This window comes from Streptomyces inhibens, assembly GCF_022221585.1.
Taxonomy (GTDB): Bacteria; Actinomycetota; Actinomycetes; order Streptomycetales; family Streptomycetaceae; genus Streptomyces; species Streptomyces inhibens.
The window spans coordinates 5,115,726-5,131,764 of sequence record NZ_CP084681.1; the positions used below are offsets into that span (position 1 = coordinate 5,115,726).

The 16,039-nt window shown below is 69.2% G+C and carries 11 protein-coding genes; 9 read left to right on the forward strand and 2 right to left on the reverse strand.

Translation table 11 applies throughout. From position 1 onward, the window contains the following. Positions 1-132 precede the first annotated feature (132 nt). From KI385_RS23340 to KI385_RS23355, 4 genes are read left to right on the forward strand one after another with little or no spacing between them, the layout of a single operon-like run. Complete coding sequence (locus tag KI385_RS23340) at positions 133-861, forward strand: TnsA-like heteromeric transposase endonuclease subunit (RefSeq protein ID WP_238574096.1); 729 nt, start codon at positions 133-135, stop codon at positions 859-861. After that, on the forward strand, positions 858-3,002 hold the full coding sequence (locus KI385_RS23345) for a helix-turn-helix domain-containing protein (protein WP_238574097.1): 2,145 nt from the start codon (positions 858-860) through the stop codon (positions 3,000-3,002). Before KI385_RS23340 ends, KI385_RS23345 begins: the two co-directional genes overlap by 4 nt. Beyond that, the gene (locus KI385_RS23350) at positions 2,995-4,122 is read left to right on the forward strand and encodes an ATP-binding protein (protein WP_238574098.1); all 1,128 of its coding nucleotides are present in this window, start codon (positions 2,995-2,997) and stop codon (positions 4,120-4,122) included. Before KI385_RS23345 ends, KI385_RS23350 begins: the two co-directional genes overlap by 8 nt. A gap of 14 nt (positions 4,123-4,136) precedes the next feature. Continuing rightward, the gene (locus KI385_RS23355) at positions 4,137-6,752 is read left to right on the forward strand and encodes a TniQ family protein (protein ID WP_238574099.1); all 2,616 of its coding nucleotides are present in this window, start codon (positions 4,137-4,139) and stop codon (positions 6,750-6,752) included. Positions 6,753-6,920: 168 nt separating this feature from the next. On the opposite strand, the gene KI385_RS23360 is transcribed toward KI385_RS23355, so the two are convergent. Both KI385_RS23360 and KI385_RS23370 read right to left on the reverse strand, forming a co-directional pair. Continuing rightward, the gene (locus tag KI385_RS23360) at positions 6,921-7,763 is read right to left on the reverse strand and encodes a phosphotransferase (RefSeq protein ID WP_238574100.1); all 843 of its coding nucleotides are present in this window, start codon (positions 7,761-7,763) and stop codon (positions 6,921-6,923) included. 833 nt (positions 7,764-8,596) lie between these two features. Further along, entirely contained in the window at positions 8,597-9,562 is a 966-nt protein-coding gene (locus tag KI385_RS23370; RefSeq protein ID WP_238574101.1) for an NADP-dependent oxidoreductase, read from the reverse strand. Between the two features lie 155 nt (positions 9,563-9,717). Here KI385_RS23370 and KI385_RS23375 point away from each other — a divergent pair, with 155 nt between their 5' ends. The 5 genes from KI385_RS23375 (at position 9,718) to KI385_RS23395 (ending at position 15,943) form a co-directional block, all read left to right on the forward strand. Continuing rightward, positions 9,718-10,692, forward strand: a complete 975-nt coding sequence (locus KI385_RS23375) for a GlxA family transcriptional regulator (protein WP_238574102.1) — start codon at positions 9,718-9,720, stop codon at positions 10,690-10,692. Between the two features lie 85 nt (positions 10,693-10,777). Beyond that, positions 10,778-12,088: a DNA polymerase III subunit beta family protein gene (locus tag KI385_RS23380; RefSeq protein WP_238574103.1), complete on the forward strand. Its 1,311-nt coding sequence runs from the start codon at positions 10,778-10,780 to the stop codon at positions 12,086-12,088. Beyond that, complete coding sequence (locus KI385_RS23385; RefSeq protein ID WP_238574104.1) at positions 12,081-12,869, forward strand: hypothetical protein; 789 nt, start codon at positions 12,081-12,083, stop codon at positions 12,867-12,869. The genes KI385_RS23380 and KI385_RS23385 overlap by 8 nt, the downstream gene beginning before the upstream one ends. A 305-nt stretch (positions 12,870-13,174) precedes the next feature. Further along, on the forward strand, positions 13,175-14,683 hold the full coding sequence (locus KI385_RS23390; RefSeq protein ID WP_238574105.1) for a serine hydrolase domain-containing protein: 1,509 nt from the start codon (positions 13,175-13,177) through the stop codon (positions 14,681-14,683). A 123-nt stretch (positions 14,684-14,806) separates the two neighbouring features. Then, positions 14,807-15,943, forward strand: coding sequence for a pyridoxal-phosphate-dependent aminotransferase family protein (locus tag KI385_RS23395; protein ID WP_425356943.1), 1,137 nt, complete (start codon positions 14,807-14,809; stop codon positions 15,941-15,943). Positions 15,944-16,039 lie beyond the last annotated feature (96 nt).

Sequence of the window (16,039 nt, forward strand, 5' to 3'; positions counted from 1 at the left end):
GCCCCGTGGACGAGTAGTTCCCCTCTTCGTGTACAGGACCTCCCCAGTCGTCGTCTCCGCTGCTGGCCGGGGCAGGACCCCAGCGTTCGGCGGCCAGTGGGGCCGCGTCGGAAACGCGGGGTAGGTGGTCCGATGGGTACAGCAGTTGCTGCGCCGGTACGGCTGAGTGTCCGGCGGGGTGACGATGCCGTGGTGGAGGACCTGGAGTGGTCGTCGGTGCCGCTTGGGCTGCTGCGGGAGGCCCGGCCATGGCGGACGTTCCGCTGGTACAAGGGGCAGCAGCACTACTCGGGCACGTACTGGTCGGCGACCGTGGGCGATCACGTCATCTACGAGTCGCGGCTGGAGCTGGGGCGGCTGCTGTTCGCCGACTTCGCTCAAGAGGTGCGGCACATCGTCGCCCAGCCCTTCCTGCTCAAGGCCGACCTGGACGGCAAGGTCCGCAAGCACATCCCGGACTATCTGCTGCTGACGGACGACGGCCCGCTGATCGTGGACGTCAAGCCGCGCCACCGGCTTCAGAAGCCGGAGATCGCCTTCACGTTCACCTGGACGCGGGAGGCGGTTATGTCGCGCGGGTGGCGGTACGAGGTGTGGAGTGAGCCGAATCCGCACGTGTTGGAAAACGTCCGGTTCCTGGCCGGCTACCGCCGCGCCTGGCTGTTCGACCCTGACCTGGTGGCCGCCTTGCAGGCCGTGGATCTGGACGGGATGTTGCTGGGCGATGCCTTCCGGCTGCTGCCCGAGCGTCCCCGGCCGCTGGTGAAGTCGGCGGTACTGCACCTGCTGTGGTCCGGGCATGTGATGACCGCGCTGGACCGGCCGCTGAGCGCGGGGCACGTGCTGCGGAGGGCCGCATGAGTGGGGCGGGGGCGAAACTGGGCGTCGGGACGCACTTCCGGCTGGACGGCGAGACGGTCGAGGTCGTGGAGTTCGCCAGCATGGCCACGGGCATAGAGGTCATCCTCAAGGACGGACGCGACCGGCTGGCCCGGATGTCGCTGCGTGAGTTGCTGACTTCGGATCGCGCCGAGTTGATCCACGACGGATCGGGGCCGTCTTCCGCCGATGACGAGGACGTCGCGGCCGTGGTGCTGAACCGGCTGACCAAGGAGGAGAAGAAGGAGGTCCTGGAGCGGGCCGAGCATGTCCGAGAGATGCTGACGGGCTACCGCTCCGGCAGCGAGGACCTTCCGCGGCCTGACGAGCCACGGCCTCAGTACGCCCCTGGCCTGCCGCTGCAGGCCAGGTATGAGGCCAAGGCCGCGGAACTGGGGGTGTCCGCCCGGTCGACGCGCCGGTGGGCACAAGCCTTCCGCGAGCACGGCGAGGCTGGTCTCGTGCCAAGGGCGGCTCGGGCAGACGGTGGGCTGAGCAATGCCGATCCGCGCTGGGTCGAGGCCGCGGAGGAGGTGCTGAGCGAGTACGAGGAAGAGTCGCGGCCCTCTGTGAAGGTAGTGCTCGAAGAAGTCGAAGCCCGCGTCAAAGCTAAGTTCAAGCTGGTCAAGGTGCCAGTGCCCCCGCAGACAACGGCCTACCGGTGGATGCAAGAACTGGAGCGACGTCATCCGACGTTCCGGCTGAGTACGCAGCGCAACCGCGACATCGCCGACCGCCCAAGGGGCGTCTACGGGAAACTGAGGCCCACGCGGCCGGGCGAGTACGTGCTGATGGACACCACGCGCCTGGACGTGTTCGCGCTCGACCCGGTGACGCTGCGGTGGATGCAAGCGGAGCTGACCGTCGCCATGGACTGGTACACCCGCTGCATCATCGGTCTGCGGGTGACTCCAGTGTCGACGAAGGCCATCGACGCGGCGGCCGTGCTCTACCAGGCATACCGTCCCCAGCCGGTGCCGGAGAGCTGGCCGAGCGAGGCGGCCTGGCCCGAGCACGGCATTCCGCGCGGGGTGCTGGTGGAGGCCGAGGCCGTGCATGGGCCCGTCACTGGGGCCTGGGGGCCGAAGGTGGTTCCGGAGACGTTGATCGTCGACCACGGCAAGATCTATCTGTCGGCGCATCTGAACAGCGTCTGTCGCAGGATGGGGATCTCGGTGCAGCCGGCGAGGCTGCGCACGGGCCGGGACAAGGGTCCGGTGGAGCGGTTCTTCCGGACCCTGCGGGAAGACCTGCTGCAGCGGCTGCCGGGCTACAAAGGACCCAACATCCACTCGCGTGGCTTGAATCCGGAGAAGGACGCCTTCTTCTTCCACCACGAACTTGAGGCGATCATCCGGGAGTGGGTAGCGGTGGACTATCACCGCACGCCACATGAGGGATTGCTCGACCCCCACCTGCCGAAGGTGGAGCTATCTCCGGCGAGGATGTTCGAGCACGGTCTCGCGCGGGCGGGCTACATCGAGGTGCCCCGCGACCCGCACCTGGCTTACGAGTTCCTCGACGTCACGATGCGCACGGTCCAGCACTATGGCGTCGAAATCAACGGCCGCCGCTACAACGGCGGCTGCCTCGACGGGCTCCGGGACATGGGCGGTTCCAACATCGACCTCGACAAGCGGCGGCTGGAGTTCTTGGCTGATCCCGACGACGCCACCCGGATCCACTTCCGGGACCACGACCGCGTCTGGCACACCCTTGAGTGGGAGCACGCGCCCAGCCTGGACATGCCGCTTAGCGAGGAAGCGCTGCAGTTCGCCCGGCGCCTGGCGGCGAAGGAGTACAGCTTTCCCGATGACCGGCTCGCCATCGCCCTGCTGCTGAAGCGGTGGAACCTAGGCCTGGGCACTTCCCTGGTCGAACGGCGGATGGCCCTGCGGCTCTCCCGCGAACAGGCCGCCTTGGACCTTCCTGAGTCGCGAGCCGGCGCCGTCAGTTCGCTGCCGTCGGTCGCCCGCGTGCTGTCCCTTCCCGCGCAGGCCGAGCCTCCGGCAGCCGAAGCCACCGCAGTGGTGGAAGAGGGCGATGACGACGGGGACAGCCTCGAAGAGCTGGACGAGGAAATCGACTTCTACGCAACCGCCTTGAAGGACATCGATGACTGACCGGAAGCGTTCCGAGGATGATCTCCAGGCCAAACTCGATCACCTCACGCTGTCCCGCAAAGAAGGCTTCCGGCGCTTGGTGGACGCTCCGTCGCGGTCCCGCCCCGAGCACCTCACCGGCCGTCAGTTGTCTCTTCTGGGGGAGAAGGCCCGTGCTGACTACGACCGGCGCCGCCGCAAATGGCACGCGAACCTCGGGCCCCTGCGCACCCCGCAGATGGAAGCCCTGCACGAAGATCTTTGGGACATCATCGACAGCAACGAGCAGGACGGCGACAAGGTCAAAGGCAGCATCGCCATTGACGCCTTCCCCGGCCTGGGCAAGACCACGGCCGCCCTCGCCTTCGCCAAACGGCTCCACCGGCGTGTGATCGAGGAGGAGGGCGAGCACACCGATCAGGGGCATGAGCGGTGGCCGGTCTGTCGAGTGGGCCTGACCAGCAACACCAGCATGCGCGACTTCAACCGGGCGATCCTGGAGTTCTTCGCTCACCCCGGACGCTTCCGCGGCACCGCCGCCGACTTCGGCTTCCGCGCACTCGACTGCGTCCTCTCATGCGAAACGACGCTCCTGATCGTCGACGATTTGCACTTCCTGCGCTGGAGGAACCGGACCGGAATCGAGGTGAGCAACCACTTCAAGTACATCGCCAACGAGTTCCCCGTCACCCTGCTCATGATCGGCGTCGGCCTGCAGGCGCGAGGCCTGTTCGACGAGGGCGACAGCTACGAAGACGCCGTACTCGCCCAGACGGGACGCCGCACCACCCGGCTGGGCATGAAGCCGTTCACCGTCGACACTGAGGAAGGACGCACAGACTGGCGCAACACCCTCCTCGCGATCGAGGAACGGGTCGTCCTGGCGGACAAGTACCCCGGCATGATCGCGGATGATCTGTCCGACGAGCTCTTCGCCCGCAGCACCGGACACATCGGCTCCCTCATGACACTGGTCAACCGTGCCTGCCAGCGAGCCGTACGCACCGGGGCAGAGCGGATCGACCTCGACCTGCTGTCGAAGGTCAAGAACGACGCCGCCTCCGAGAAAGGACGCGAAGAACTTCGACAGGCATTTGCCGCCGGGCGGCTGGTCAGCAAGCCCAAGAAGAAGGCAGCGTGAGCACCCTCCGATCCTTGCCGATCACGGTCCCGCCGTTGCCCGGTGAGGCGCTGGACTCGTGGTTCGAGGTGATCGCCCACCGCTTGCGGACACCCTTGAGTGACCTGCTGCCAGCCCTTGGTCTGGCCCGACGGGTCGAAGCCGGCGACTGCCACCGCGACATTCCAGCCCGCTGGGCGATCCTGCTCCGCGACCACGAAGCCGCCGGCATCTCTCACGCCACCGGCGTGAATCCCCAGGTTCTGCACGCGATGACGCTTGCGCACTTCGACGGCCGAGCACTCAAGATCAAACGGGAAACAAGGCAGGTCAGCCGATGGCACCACTGGGGACGCCAGGCCGGATCACGCTTCTGCCCGGACTGCCTGGCCGAGACGATGGGCCGGTGGAAGCTGAGCTGGCGGCTGGGCTGGACGTTCGCCTGCCTCGATCACAACCGCTTGCTCGCCGACGCGTGCCCCCAGTGCGGCCAAATGCCTTGGAAACGGCTGCATCAGCAGCGCTATGTCCCGGAGCTGGGAAAATGCGCCTTCCCGGGCCAGCGCGAAGAACCCGGCAGAAGGCACCAACGCTGCGGCTACCGGCTGTCCGATGTCGCAAGCATCGAACTGGAATCCGGGCACACGCTGCTGGCAGCACAAAAGCTGCTGACGGAGATCGCGGAGATCGATTCAGCAGAGTTCGGCATCTACGCGAGCGCACCACAGAGCTTCTCCGCATTGGAGGCACTGGCTGATCTTCGAGCCCTTTCCTCCCGGCTCCTGGTCGATGCTCCAGACAGCGGTCTGGCCAGCGTCTTGCCGCACGACGCGCGGGAGATCTATGAGAGCGTGAAAGGGGTCCTTCCCGAAGTCACGGGCGCCGTTCCTGCTCGGCGCAGCCTGACTGCATCCGTCCAGGCCATCGGGATCGCCGCCGCCCTCCAAGTCCTCGGGCAGTCCGACGTCCATGCGGCCGGCCGTGAGCTTCGGCATCTCGTCGCTGCCGAAGACTCCTCAGAAACGCTCAAGCATCTGGCGGGCTTCCACAGGTTGCATGGCATCACTCCGCAACTGAGCGCCGTCCAGCTGGCAGCGCAGGAACCGATGCTGCGACCGAGTGATCAGCTCCGTTACCGGCTTTCGGCCTTTCTCCCTTCCAGACCGTCCCCTCGCGGAGGGGTGGCGGACCAGCGCGTTCACAAGATTCCCTCGTGCTTCTGGCCCGGTTTGTCTGTCCTGCTGTCGCCGCCGCAAGGCGCATACAGCCGAACGTTGCGTCCTTGCCTGTCCGCTTCCCTGGCTTTGGTGGGTACACGCGACGACCTCAGAGTGATCACACGTCGTCTCGGCAGCGTGACTACCCGGCAAATGACCTCGAAAGTCCTGCAACTCCTGCATGCACAGGGACACTGGGCGGTGGTCAGCACGGCACTGGTTCGGCTGGCGGACTACCTCGACGCACACGAAGTGCCCATCGACTACCAGCGCCGCCGCATGTTGGACTACACCGATCTACTGCCGGAGGTTCGTTGGCGCCAGATCTGCGAGGAAGCCGGCGTTCACCCCGGCCAGGGACGTCGTCTCACCGTCGCACGAAGCGCACTCTTCGAGCAGCTGAGCGGGCTCCCGGCGCATCTGGCCCCCGCCCACTTCGCGATCACTCGGCCGATGGACCGCCCGCACGTGAACTACTTCGCCGCGTTCCTGACACCCGAAGTCGGAGATGGCCTGCACCGCGCTGGAGCCGACTTCCTCGCACAGCACGGCATCAAGGGTGAGCCCATGGTCTGGGAACCGCCGACGATGATTGCCGACGGCCTGGAAACGGCAGGTCATGACCTGGAGAAGATCGATATCAGCACCCTCCATCAAATGATCCGTTCGCCGTCCATGACGACGGAACAGGCCGCCCACGAGCTCGGCACGTCGCATGAAGCTGTCCGAGTTCTGCTGCACCGGTCTCCCGCGCCGGCCCAGCCGAGGCCACGCAGTCGTCGGCGGAACGACGGCCAGGCCATGCGGATCGCGAAGCAGGCGTTCCCGCCGGACGAGTTCAGGCGGCTCTACTACACAGAACGTCTCGGCCTCCGCCAGATCGCGGAACTCGCTGGCGTCAGCCGCAACGTCACGAGGCGTCTCGCCGAGCAGTACGGCATCGAGGTCCGCGAGCCCAACGCAACAGGACCGCGCAAGGGCTACGTCGACGGAGCATGGCTCCGCGAGCAGTACTTGGTCCGAGGCCGGCCCCTTGCAGAGCTCGGCCGCGAGAAGGGCCTCAGCCCAACGACCATGACCCGATGGGCCAAGCTGCACGGAATCCCCGTGACCAAGGTGAACGGGCACACCCGCCCCGAACTCGCGCAGCTGGCAGCCCAGGCCAGCAAGGCACCGGAGATCCTCCGTCCTGCCTTCACGGGGCCGGGCGCATGGGACCGCCTTCGCGAGTTCGCTGCCGTGTCGCGCTATCGCACACTCAAGGAAGCCGCCGAAGCACTCGGAACCCATCACACGGCCTTGATCACGAGAGTCGGAAGACTGCGTCGCGAGATCGGACACCCACTCCTCATCCGCGCAACCACGGCGTCGCCAATGAAATTGACCCCGATCGGCGAAGCCGTAGTCGCAGCAATCCATGCGGCGACAGAATGAGGACTTGCCCGGCCGATCATGTGACTGGTCCGTGTCCGGGGCGTTGACGTGGGCACGGGGCAAGAGGCGGAGATGTCCTCTCAAGCTGGCCGAGTTCATCCGCAGCACCGTGTCGGTTCGCCGCACACAGTGCTGCGGATCGGGACCCAGCAGCCCTTTTCCTCCAGTTCAGCCCAGTGCGCAGCGATCGAGTGCAGCACGAACCCGGTTGAGTCCCTCCACTCTCCAGTGGCTCCGGTCAGGCATCTGGTCGTCTCGGCGCCAGCGCCAGGCCGAGAACATCGCCCAGTTCAGGGCGCGGCACTGCTGAATCAGGCGGTGGTCAGCCCCCGCATAGTGCTCTCCCACTTCTTCGGGTGCATGGGCGAGGTCGAACTCGATCGGCCCACGGCAGCAGGTGGCGAGGTCCACGAAAAGCGGCCCTCTCCTCGTGTTGAGGAGGTTGCCCGGATGCGGCTCGCCATGCAACAGTTGGTCGCCGGTTTCGTCGCTGCTGATCGTGGCACTCAGCCCACCGAGTGTGTTGCTGAGGAGTTCCCGGTCAGAGTCAGGTAGCTCGGGGGACCGCTCCCGGTCGTTCACCTCTCTCAGCGCCGCGGCGACTCGATCGGTGAAATACGGTGCGTCCAGATCGATCTGGCGCAGGGCGGCATGGTGCCGCATGAGCACGTTTGCATAGTCGGTCGGCGCGATCTCTGATCCCACAGGTTCGTAGTAGGTCCAGAGCGAGATGGCGAAGGCGTCACGCACATAGACTCGGGGCTCGACCCGAGGATCGAGCTCAGCCACCGGCGCGTCGACGTTGGCGAGACGGTGAGCAACCTCCACTTCGAACTCGGAACCAGCCAGATGCCCCGAAGGCGCTACCCGAGCGAGAACATCACAAGGGACCAGGCGCAGCGCGACGCGGTCCGAGTCGTGGATGACGATGGCATCGTCGACCTGAAGGCCCAGCTTCGAAGCGGTTGCCCGTCCTGCCGCAACTGCTCGGCGGAGTTCTAACGGCTCCATACCGTTCTCCCTCATCGTTGAGTACGCATACACGTCTGGGGACAACAGCGACGCCCCCGATGTCTTCGTGAACATCATTCGGAGCCCAGACCCGGACCCGGCGATAAGCATCGCAAAGCAGGACCTGCACAGGCCGTGGGATTTTTTGTCCGTGGACGGAACGTGGGAGCTTCTGCTCCAGCAGGCCCAGGCCGCTGCCGACGCGGCAGATGAGATCGACTGGGACATCTCGGTCGACTCCACCATCGTCCGCGCTCACCAACGTGCGGCCGGCGCCCGCACGCAGACGCCTCTGGGTTCGTGCGCCGAGGAAAATGACACGCACCATGGGAATCCGGCACTGACACGATGCTGGAACGGTGCGCAAAGCCGCAGGTCACAAGAGCTGACGCTGAATCAGGTAATGGGAACCTACAGCCGATGGAGGGGCTCGCGCCCCGTGTGGACGAGCCGTGGGTGAGCGTCAGCAGCGAGCAACGGCTCGCCGGCGGGGGCACAACCGCATCACGCCGGCCGCGCCAGGTGCCCCTTCCCCGTCTCAGCCGGGGGATGCGAACCGCTTCGGGCGCCGGTGGTCTGTCAGGGCACCAGAGGCGGCCAGCCGAACGCAATGCACGCGCACAAGCTGAGGACCCACAGCACGGCGAGTGCTGTGATCACGCCGAGAGCGCCGATCCCTATGACAACTGCCTTTGCCCCCACGGTATTTGCCATGTCGCCATCTTCCTCCTCGGCTTGTTCGGCGTGTCCGCCGGGGTGCCGGACTGGAGGGGTGTGTGCCTGCTCGACGGTCCGGCTGATCAGGCGGCCGACGTGGCCAGGGAGTTGGCCCGTCAGGGCGCGACCGTCAGGACGATCTTGCCGGTGGTGCGGCCGGTCTCACCGAGCGCATGCGCCTTTGCCGCCTCCTTGAGCGGGACGACGGCATCGACGGTGACCTGCAGTTTTCCGCTGTCCAACAGGTCGGCGACGGCGCGCATACCGGCCTGGTCGGGCTCGACGAGCATGAACACCGCGCGTACCTGCGCCGCACGCGCCTGCGTGGCCGGGAAGGTGTCGTCCAGCGGCAGGATGGAGACCAGCGTGCCGCCGGGGCGCAGGGTGCGCAGCGAACGGGCCCAGTAGTCGCCGCCGATGGTGTCGAGAACGACGTCGACATCGCGGACCGCCGCCGCGAAGTCCTGCTGTGTGTAGTCGATGAGTTCATCGGCGCCCAGGCCGCGCAGGAAGTCGTGCTTGGCCTGCCGGGCGGTGCCGATGACGTAGGCGCCACGGGACTTGGCTATCTGCACGGCCAGGTGACCGACGCCGCCGGCCGCGGCATGGATCAGCACCCGCGCACCGGGCTGGATGTCCACGGTGTCGACCAGTGCCTGCCAGGCGGTCAGCGCCGCCAGCGGGAGGGCAGCGCCCTGGACGTGGTCCAGGCCCGCCGGCAGCAGGGCGAAGTGGCGGGCCGGGGCGGTGACGTACTCGGCGTAGGCCCCGGCGGGGTGGGGGAAGAGGGGCATGCCGAAGACCCGGTCGCCCGGCGCGAAGAGGGTCACGCCGGGGCCGACCGCCTCGACCACACCGGAAACGTCAAAGCCCAGGGTGAACGGCGGCTTGATGCCGGTGGCGAACTCGCCGCGGGCGCGTATCTTCCAGTCGGCCGGATTGACGCCTGCGGCGTGGACCCGGACCAGGATCTCCGTCGCTCCGGGCACCGGCCGGTCGGTCGTGATCACCTTGAGGACGTCGGGGCCTCCGGCGGTGTCCTGGCTGACGGCGCGCATCTGCGGGGCTCGGTTCTCGGACATGGCGTCTCCTTCATACGGTGCGGACGATGGTGCGTACGGCTGATATCGGGCTGATGCGCTGCTGGTCAGGCGCGTTTTCCGGGGTGCTGCCAGCTTTCCGCGGCGGCGAGGCGGCCGGCGGTGTCCTGATGGCCAACGTTTGAAAGAATCGGGTCATGCATCGCGTCGGTGTCCTCGCCCTGGACGGTGTAGTCCCCTTCGAGCTGGGGATCCCCGCGCGGATCTTCGGCGCCGCGCGCAGCGCCACCGGGAAGCCGCTCTACTCCGTCATCACCTGCAGCCTGGACGGGCGTACGGTGCGCGCCGAGGCCGACTACGACATCGCCGTCGCCGAGGACGCCTCCGTACTCGCGAGCGTGGACACCGTCGTCATCCCGCCGTCGCACGCGCTGGGCGCGATCCGTGAGCACGGTCAGCTGCCCGACGAACTGCGCACGGCGCTGGAGCACATACGGCCCGGTACCCGGATGGTGGCCATCTGCACCGGCACCTTCGTCCTGGCCGCGGCCGGACTGCTCGACCACCGGCCGGCCACCACGCACTGGCGGGAGGCCGCACAACTTCAACGGCTGTTCACGACCGTCCGTGTCGACCCCAATGTGCTGTTCGTCGACGACGGCGATGTCCTCACCTCCGCCGGAGTGGCCGCGGGCGTGGACGTCTGTGTGCACATCGTGCGCCGCGACCACGGCAGCGCCGTCGCCAACGACGTGGCGCGCTCGTGTGTGGTGCCGCCCTGGCGGGACGGCGGTCAGGCCCAGTTCATCCGGCAGCCCGTTCCCGAACCGTCGACGGGTGGCACCGTGGCCACCCGCGCCTGGGCCCTGGAGCGCCTCGACGAGCCGCTCACCCTGGCCGCCCTCGCCGCGCACGCCCGGGTCAGCGTGCGCACCCTCACCCGGCGTTTCCGCGACGAGGTCGGCATCAGCCCCGGCCAGTGGCTCGCCGGACAGCGCATCGAACGCGCCCGCCATCTGCTGGAAACCACCGACTGGCCGATCGACCTCGTCGCCCATCACGCGGGCTTCGGCACCGGGACCTCGCTGCGCCAGCATCTGCACAGCGCGGTGGGTGTGTCACCGCAGGCCTACCGGCGGACGTTCCGGAGCGGTGCGGCGCTGACCGCCTGAGGCAGCGCCGGCTGAGCAGTGGCCGTGCCGGCGGGTAGCCAGGGGCTTTGACCTTCAGGTTGCTTGAAGCTCCACAATCGCGTCCATGGACGACACCGAAGAGCTGTTGAGCATCGGCGCGTTTGCCCGGCGGGTGGGGCTGGCGCCGAGTGCCCTGCGGTTCTACGACGACTGCGGGGTGCTGCGACCGGCCCGGGTGGATGCCGTGACGGGGTACCGGCACTACGCGGCGGGGCAGGCGGCACGGGCGGTGCGGCTGCGGCGGTTGCGTGCGGCGGGCCTGCCGCTGGTGGATGTCGCCGTGGTGCTGGACGGACCACGGGACGCGGCGCGTGACGTACTGCGGGCTCACCTGGAGCGGACGCGGCGGACGGCGGACGAGGCGCGGGCGGTGGTGGAGGGGTTTCTGCGGGAGGCGGCCGGTGCCGTGGAGCGCCGCGGGGCCTGGGCGCGGGCGCGGGTGGGGGGTGCCGAACTCGCCAGTGCGATACGGCAGGTGGCGCCGGCGGTCGCGGCCGGGGCGGCCCGGGAGGAGTTTCCGGTGCTGGGCTGTGTGCTGCTCGAACTCATCGACGGTGAGCTGCGGCTGGTGGCCACGGACCGCTATCGGCTGGCGGTGCGGGTGCTGCGGCCGACGGTCTTCGAGGGCGGAATGCGGCAGGTGCTGATCGCCGCGGAGACGGCGCGGAGCCTGGCGGAGTGGGCCGTACGGCAGGTGTTCGTGGACGTGGAGTGCGAGGGGGAGAGGGAGAGGGAGGCGGAGATGGCGGGGGTTCGTCTGCGGAGCGGGGCGGATTGCCGGGAGGTGCCGGCGGGAGTCGGGGGTGGCGGACGGAGCGGTGACGGGGCAGCCGAGAGGTTTCCGGATTACGGGCTGGTGCTGGAGGGCCTGGAGGGCCGTGAGACCGGGCGGCATCGGGTCATCGTCGATCGGGTGGGGCTGCGGGATGCGGTGGCGGGGCGGGCAGGGGTGGTGTCGTTGGCGGTTGCTGTGGGGGACGGGGACGTACACGGGGACGGGGACGTACACGGGGACGGGGACGGGGACCGAGACATGGGTGGGCGCGAGGGCGGGCAGGTTCTGGAGGTGGCGGGTGGCGGCCGGGAGACCGTCCGGCTACGGGCGGTTCGTACGGGCCCGGGGCTGCGGATCGCCTTCGATCCGGCCGTGCTTGTGCCGGCGCTGGAGGCCGGAGTGGGGCCGGATGTGCTGCTGGAGATCGCTTCGGCGGACCAGCCCGTCGTGGTCCGCTCCGCCGACCAGGGAAGTTTCACGACGCTGGTGATGCCGGTGCGTGAGTGCGCCGCCGACGAGCGGTTCGATGCCCGCCGCGCCGATGGCTGCGATGACGGCATGGCTGAGGCAGCTGCCCGAGGACTGAACACCGATGGCTGATGAGGGGAGCGGGACGGTGGATCCGGAACGTCCGGTGGTGCGGTTGTGCGTGGAAGGGATGCAGGCCGAGGCGGAGGGGCGGGCCGAGGTGGCGCGCGGACTCTTCCAGCGAGCCTGGGACATTGCTGCCGACGACTACGAGGCGTGCATCGCCGCGCACTATCTCGCGCGGCACCAGAACTCGCCCGAAGAGACGCTGCGTTGGAACCAGGAGTGTCTGGACCGCGCCGATCGGGTGGGGGACGAGCGGGTACGGGGGTTCTATCCGTCGCTGTACGTGAACATGGGGCAGGCCTACCGCAAGCTTGGGCAACCGGCGCCGGCGCGTACGTACTTCGTGCGGGCCGCGGAGCGGGTGACCGACGCACCCGACGGTCAGTACGGCGACTGGAACCGGTTCGCGATCGCGGAGGGCTTGCGGGAGACGGAGGGGCTGCGGGGTACGGAGCGCTTGCGCGGTGCGGAGAGCTTGCACGGTACGGCTTCCGCGGTGGCCGGCGATGTATCCGAGGAAGAGGGCACAGCCGGCGTCGCCCCGTCGCGGCGGGCTCTCGATGAGGCCGTCGACGGACGGGTCCGGGAGCTGCTGTCGCGATGGTGCGCGCGGGCGGATCTCAAGGCGCTGGGGCTGACGCTCCCGGCCTATCTCGGATACCTCGGCACGGACGAGGACCGTATGCGGCTGCGGACCGCGCTGCACTCGGTGCATGCGGCGCGCTGGCTGCCGGAGGACGAGCAGACCGAGCTGGGGGCGGTGATCGGGGCGGCGGCGCTGCGGTGACGCGGCGGGGCGGGGCGGGGCGGGGGCGAGCGAGTCGCCACGGGCGAGCGGCACGGGCGAGCGGCACGGGCGAGCGGCACGGCTGAGCGGCACGGCTGAGCCGCAACGATCGAGCCGCCTCGGCTGAGCAGGTGCGTCGGAGCTTGATCCTTGGCGCTGGGGCAATTCCGCTGGATCGATCGGACGGGAGCGGCGAAGCTGATCGCCTGAACCGGATCGCCTGAACCGGATCCGGTTGAACTGGATCGCCTGACTGGACCGGCTGAACTGCACCGGCTCAGTCGGATCTGCCGTCGAGGAGCGCAATGACCATCACACAGTCCGCGGAGTCCCACGAGCCCGAGGCGGGAAAGCCCCGGGCGAGTGAGCCCGATCCGGCCGGCCCCGATCCGGTCCGCCCCTATCCGGCCGGGCCCGAGCCGCGGGTGGCTGACACGCCTGACGCGTGTCCGGAGCTGCTGCCGCAGACGCGACGGGCGTTGCTGCGGAGGCTGGCGGTCGGGCAGGCCGTGGGGCGGGCGCCATCGATGATGGGTGTCGTGGTGCGCGACGGGCGAGCGGTGTGGACGGGCGCCCGGAGCTCGGTGGACGGGGAGGTACCGCACGGCGACGTGCAGTACCGGATCGGTTCGATCACCAAGACCTTTGTCGCCGTGCAGGTACTGAGGCTGCGGGACGAGGGGCTGCTGGGACTCGACGACCCGGTCGGCAGGCATCTGGAGGGCACTGCGGTGCCCGACGCGACGATCGCTCAACTGCTCTCGCACAGTTCGGGGCTGGCGGCCGAGCCCCGGGGGCCCTGGTGGGAGCGGACCGCGGGCGAGCTGCGGCCCGAGCCGGCCGATCTGTACGGTGAGCGACCGCAGCGGCTCCCCGCCGGGCGGCAGTACCACTACTCCAACACCGGCTATGCGCTGCTCGGCGCGCTGGTCGAACGGCTGCGTGGCGGTACGCCCTGGGGCGAGGTGCTGCGGCGCGAGGTGCTGGAACCACTGGGCATGCGACGGACGGCGCTGCAGCCGGAGATGCCTCACGCGGGCGGCTGGGCGGTACATCCGTGGGCCGATGCCATGCTGCCCGAACCGTTCGAGGACACCGGACTGATGGGCCCGGCAGGGCAGTTGTGGTCGACGGCCGAGGACCTGGGCCGGTGGGCGGCGTTCCTGCTGCGGGGCGATGAGCGGGTCCTGAGCGTGGCGACTCTGGCCGAGATGCGGACGCCGGCGGTGCCGCCGGACGGGCGGGCGTGGGACACGGGGTACGGGCTGGGGCTCCAGCTCGTACGGCGGGGTGGGCGGACGCTGGTCGGGCACACCGGCTCGATGCCCGGGTTCCTGGCGACGCTGTGGGCCGATGTCGAGGAGGACGTCGCCGGGATCGTGCTCGCCAACTGCACTTCGGGCCCGGCGGTCCCGGCCATCGCCGCCGATCTCACCGGGATCGTGATCGAGCACGAGCCGCGGATTCCCGAGCCCTGGCGTCCGATGCCCGGACCGCTGGATCCGGAGCTGCTGGCGCTCACCGGCCCCTGGTACTGGGGCGCGAACCCGCACACGTTGCGGCTGCGGGCCGAGCGCTGGCTGGAGCTCGCGCCGCTGTCCGCGGCCGGGCGAGCCTCCCGCTTCCGGGCCGAGGAGGACGGCACCTGGACGGGGCTGGACGGCTATTACGCGGGCGAGACGCTGAGGGTGGTGCGGGACCGGGACGGTTCGGTCAGCCATCTGGACCTGGGCACCTTCGTGTTCACCCGCGGGCCGTACGAGCCGTCGGATCCGGTGCCCGGCGGGGTGGATCCGGAGGGCTGGCGGGTGTGAGGCCGGTACGGCGGAGGCGCGAGGCCCGTACGACGGGGGCGCGGACCTCGGACGTACAGTCGAGCCAGACGTCAGGAGCCGCGCCGAGGCGGCTCGCTACCGCTGGAAGGCCCTGTGACTGCCGTGTCTGACCCGACCGCGAACTCCGCCGGCCCGGAACTGCTCGACCTGCCGCCGCTCACCGCGGCCCACTTCGCGCGGATCGAGGACAAGGTCGCCGCGCTGATGCGCACCCGCTGCGATGTCGTGGCGATGCAGGGCGAGGCGCTGCTGCCCCTGGAGGCCTGCATCCGTTCGGCCGTACGACCCGGCAGCACTGCGCTCAACATCATCACCGGCCCGTACGGCGAGACCTTCGGCGGCTGGCTGCGCTCCTGCGGCGCCGAGGTGGTCACCCTCACCGCGCCGTTCACGGGCGCGGTCGACCCGCAGCAGGTCGCGGACGCGCTGCGGGAGCACCCCGAGATCGACTTTGTGAGCCTGGTGCATGCCGAGGCGGCCACAGGCAACACCAACCCCGTCGCCGAAATCGGCGCGGTGGTGCGGGAGCACGGCGCGCTGCTGATGCTGGACGCGGTCGCATCGGTGGGCGCAGAGCCGCTGCTGACCGATGAGTGGGGCGTGGACCTGTGTGTCATCGGCGGGCAGAAGGCGATGGCCGGGCCCGCCGGGGTGTCCGTGGCATCGGTCAGTGCCCGTGCGTGGGAGCGGATCGCCGCCAACGAGCAGGCTCCGCGGCGCTCGTATCTCTCGCTGCTGGACTGGAAGGAGCGCTGGATCGACGGTGGACGCACCGCGCTGCCGCACGCTCCGGCGCAGCTGGAGATGCTCGCCCTGGAGCAGGCAGCGGACCGTATCGACGCCGAGGGGCTGGATGCGGTCATCACCCGGCACCGGGCGGCGGCCGCGGCGACCCGGGCCGGTGTGCAGGCGCTGGGTGGGCTCGCTCCCTACGTCGTGCGTGACGAGGACGCGGCGCCGGTGGCGACCACCCTCCGTGCCCCTGAGGGAGTGGACGCCCGGGAGGCCGTGACCGCCGCGCTCGCGGTGGACGCGACGGTGCCGGTGCAGGCTGCGGCGGGTGCGCTGGCCAAGGAGATGATCCGGGTGAACCACTATGGCCACGCGGCCGACCGGGCGGTGGTCACGGCCTCGCTGGTGGCGCTGGCGGGCGCGCTGCGTGCGCTGGGGGTGTCGGTGGATGCCGAGGGCGCGGCCCTGGCGGCGGGCGCGGCGTGGGACGAGGTGGTCGCGCGCTAAGGCGTGCCATTGCCTCGACGGAGTTGTCGCTGTGGGGTCGTGTTTCACGTGAAACACGACCCCATGTGTGTGTGAAGCAGCGTCGTTTCACGTGAA

Excerpts from the sequence above, each read along its gene's own strand:
- KI385_RS23340 (WP_238574096.1), top strand. The coding sequence starts at position 133 with ATGGGTACAGCAGTTGCTGCGCCGGTACGGCTGAGTGTCCGGCGGGGT.
- KI385_RS23345 (WP_238574097.1), top strand. The coding sequence starts at position 858 with ATGAGTGGGGCGGGGGCGAAACTGGGCGTCGGGACGCACTTCCGGCTG.
- KI385_RS23350 (WP_238574098.1), top strand. The coding sequence starts at position 2,995 with ATGACTGACCGGAAGCGTTCCGAGGATGATCTCCAGGCCAAACTCGAT.
- KI385_RS23360 (WP_238574100.1), bottom strand. The coding sequence starts at position 7,763 with ATGGAGCCGTTAGAACTCCGCCGAGCAGTTGCGGCAGGACGGGCAACC.
- KI385_RS23370 (WP_238574101.1), bottom strand. The coding sequence starts at position 9,562 with ATGTCCGAGAACCGAGCCCCGCAGATGCGCGCCGTCAGCCAGGACACC.
- KI385_RS23375 (WP_238574102.1), top strand. The coding sequence starts at position 9,718 with ATGCATCGCGTCGGTGTCCTCGCCCTGGACGGTGTAGTCCCCTTCGAG.
- KI385_RS23380 (WP_238574103.1), top strand. The coding sequence starts at position 10,778 with ATGGACGACACCGAAGAGCTGTTGAGCATCGGCGCGTTTGCCCGGCGG.
- KI385_RS23385 (WP_238574104.1), top strand. The coding sequence starts at position 12,081 with ATGGCTGATGAGGGGAGCGGGACGGTGGATCCGGAACGTCCGGTGGTG.
- KI385_RS23390 (WP_238574105.1), top strand. The coding sequence starts at position 13,175 with ATGACCATCACACAGTCCGCGGAGTCCCACGAGCCCGAGGCGGGAAAG.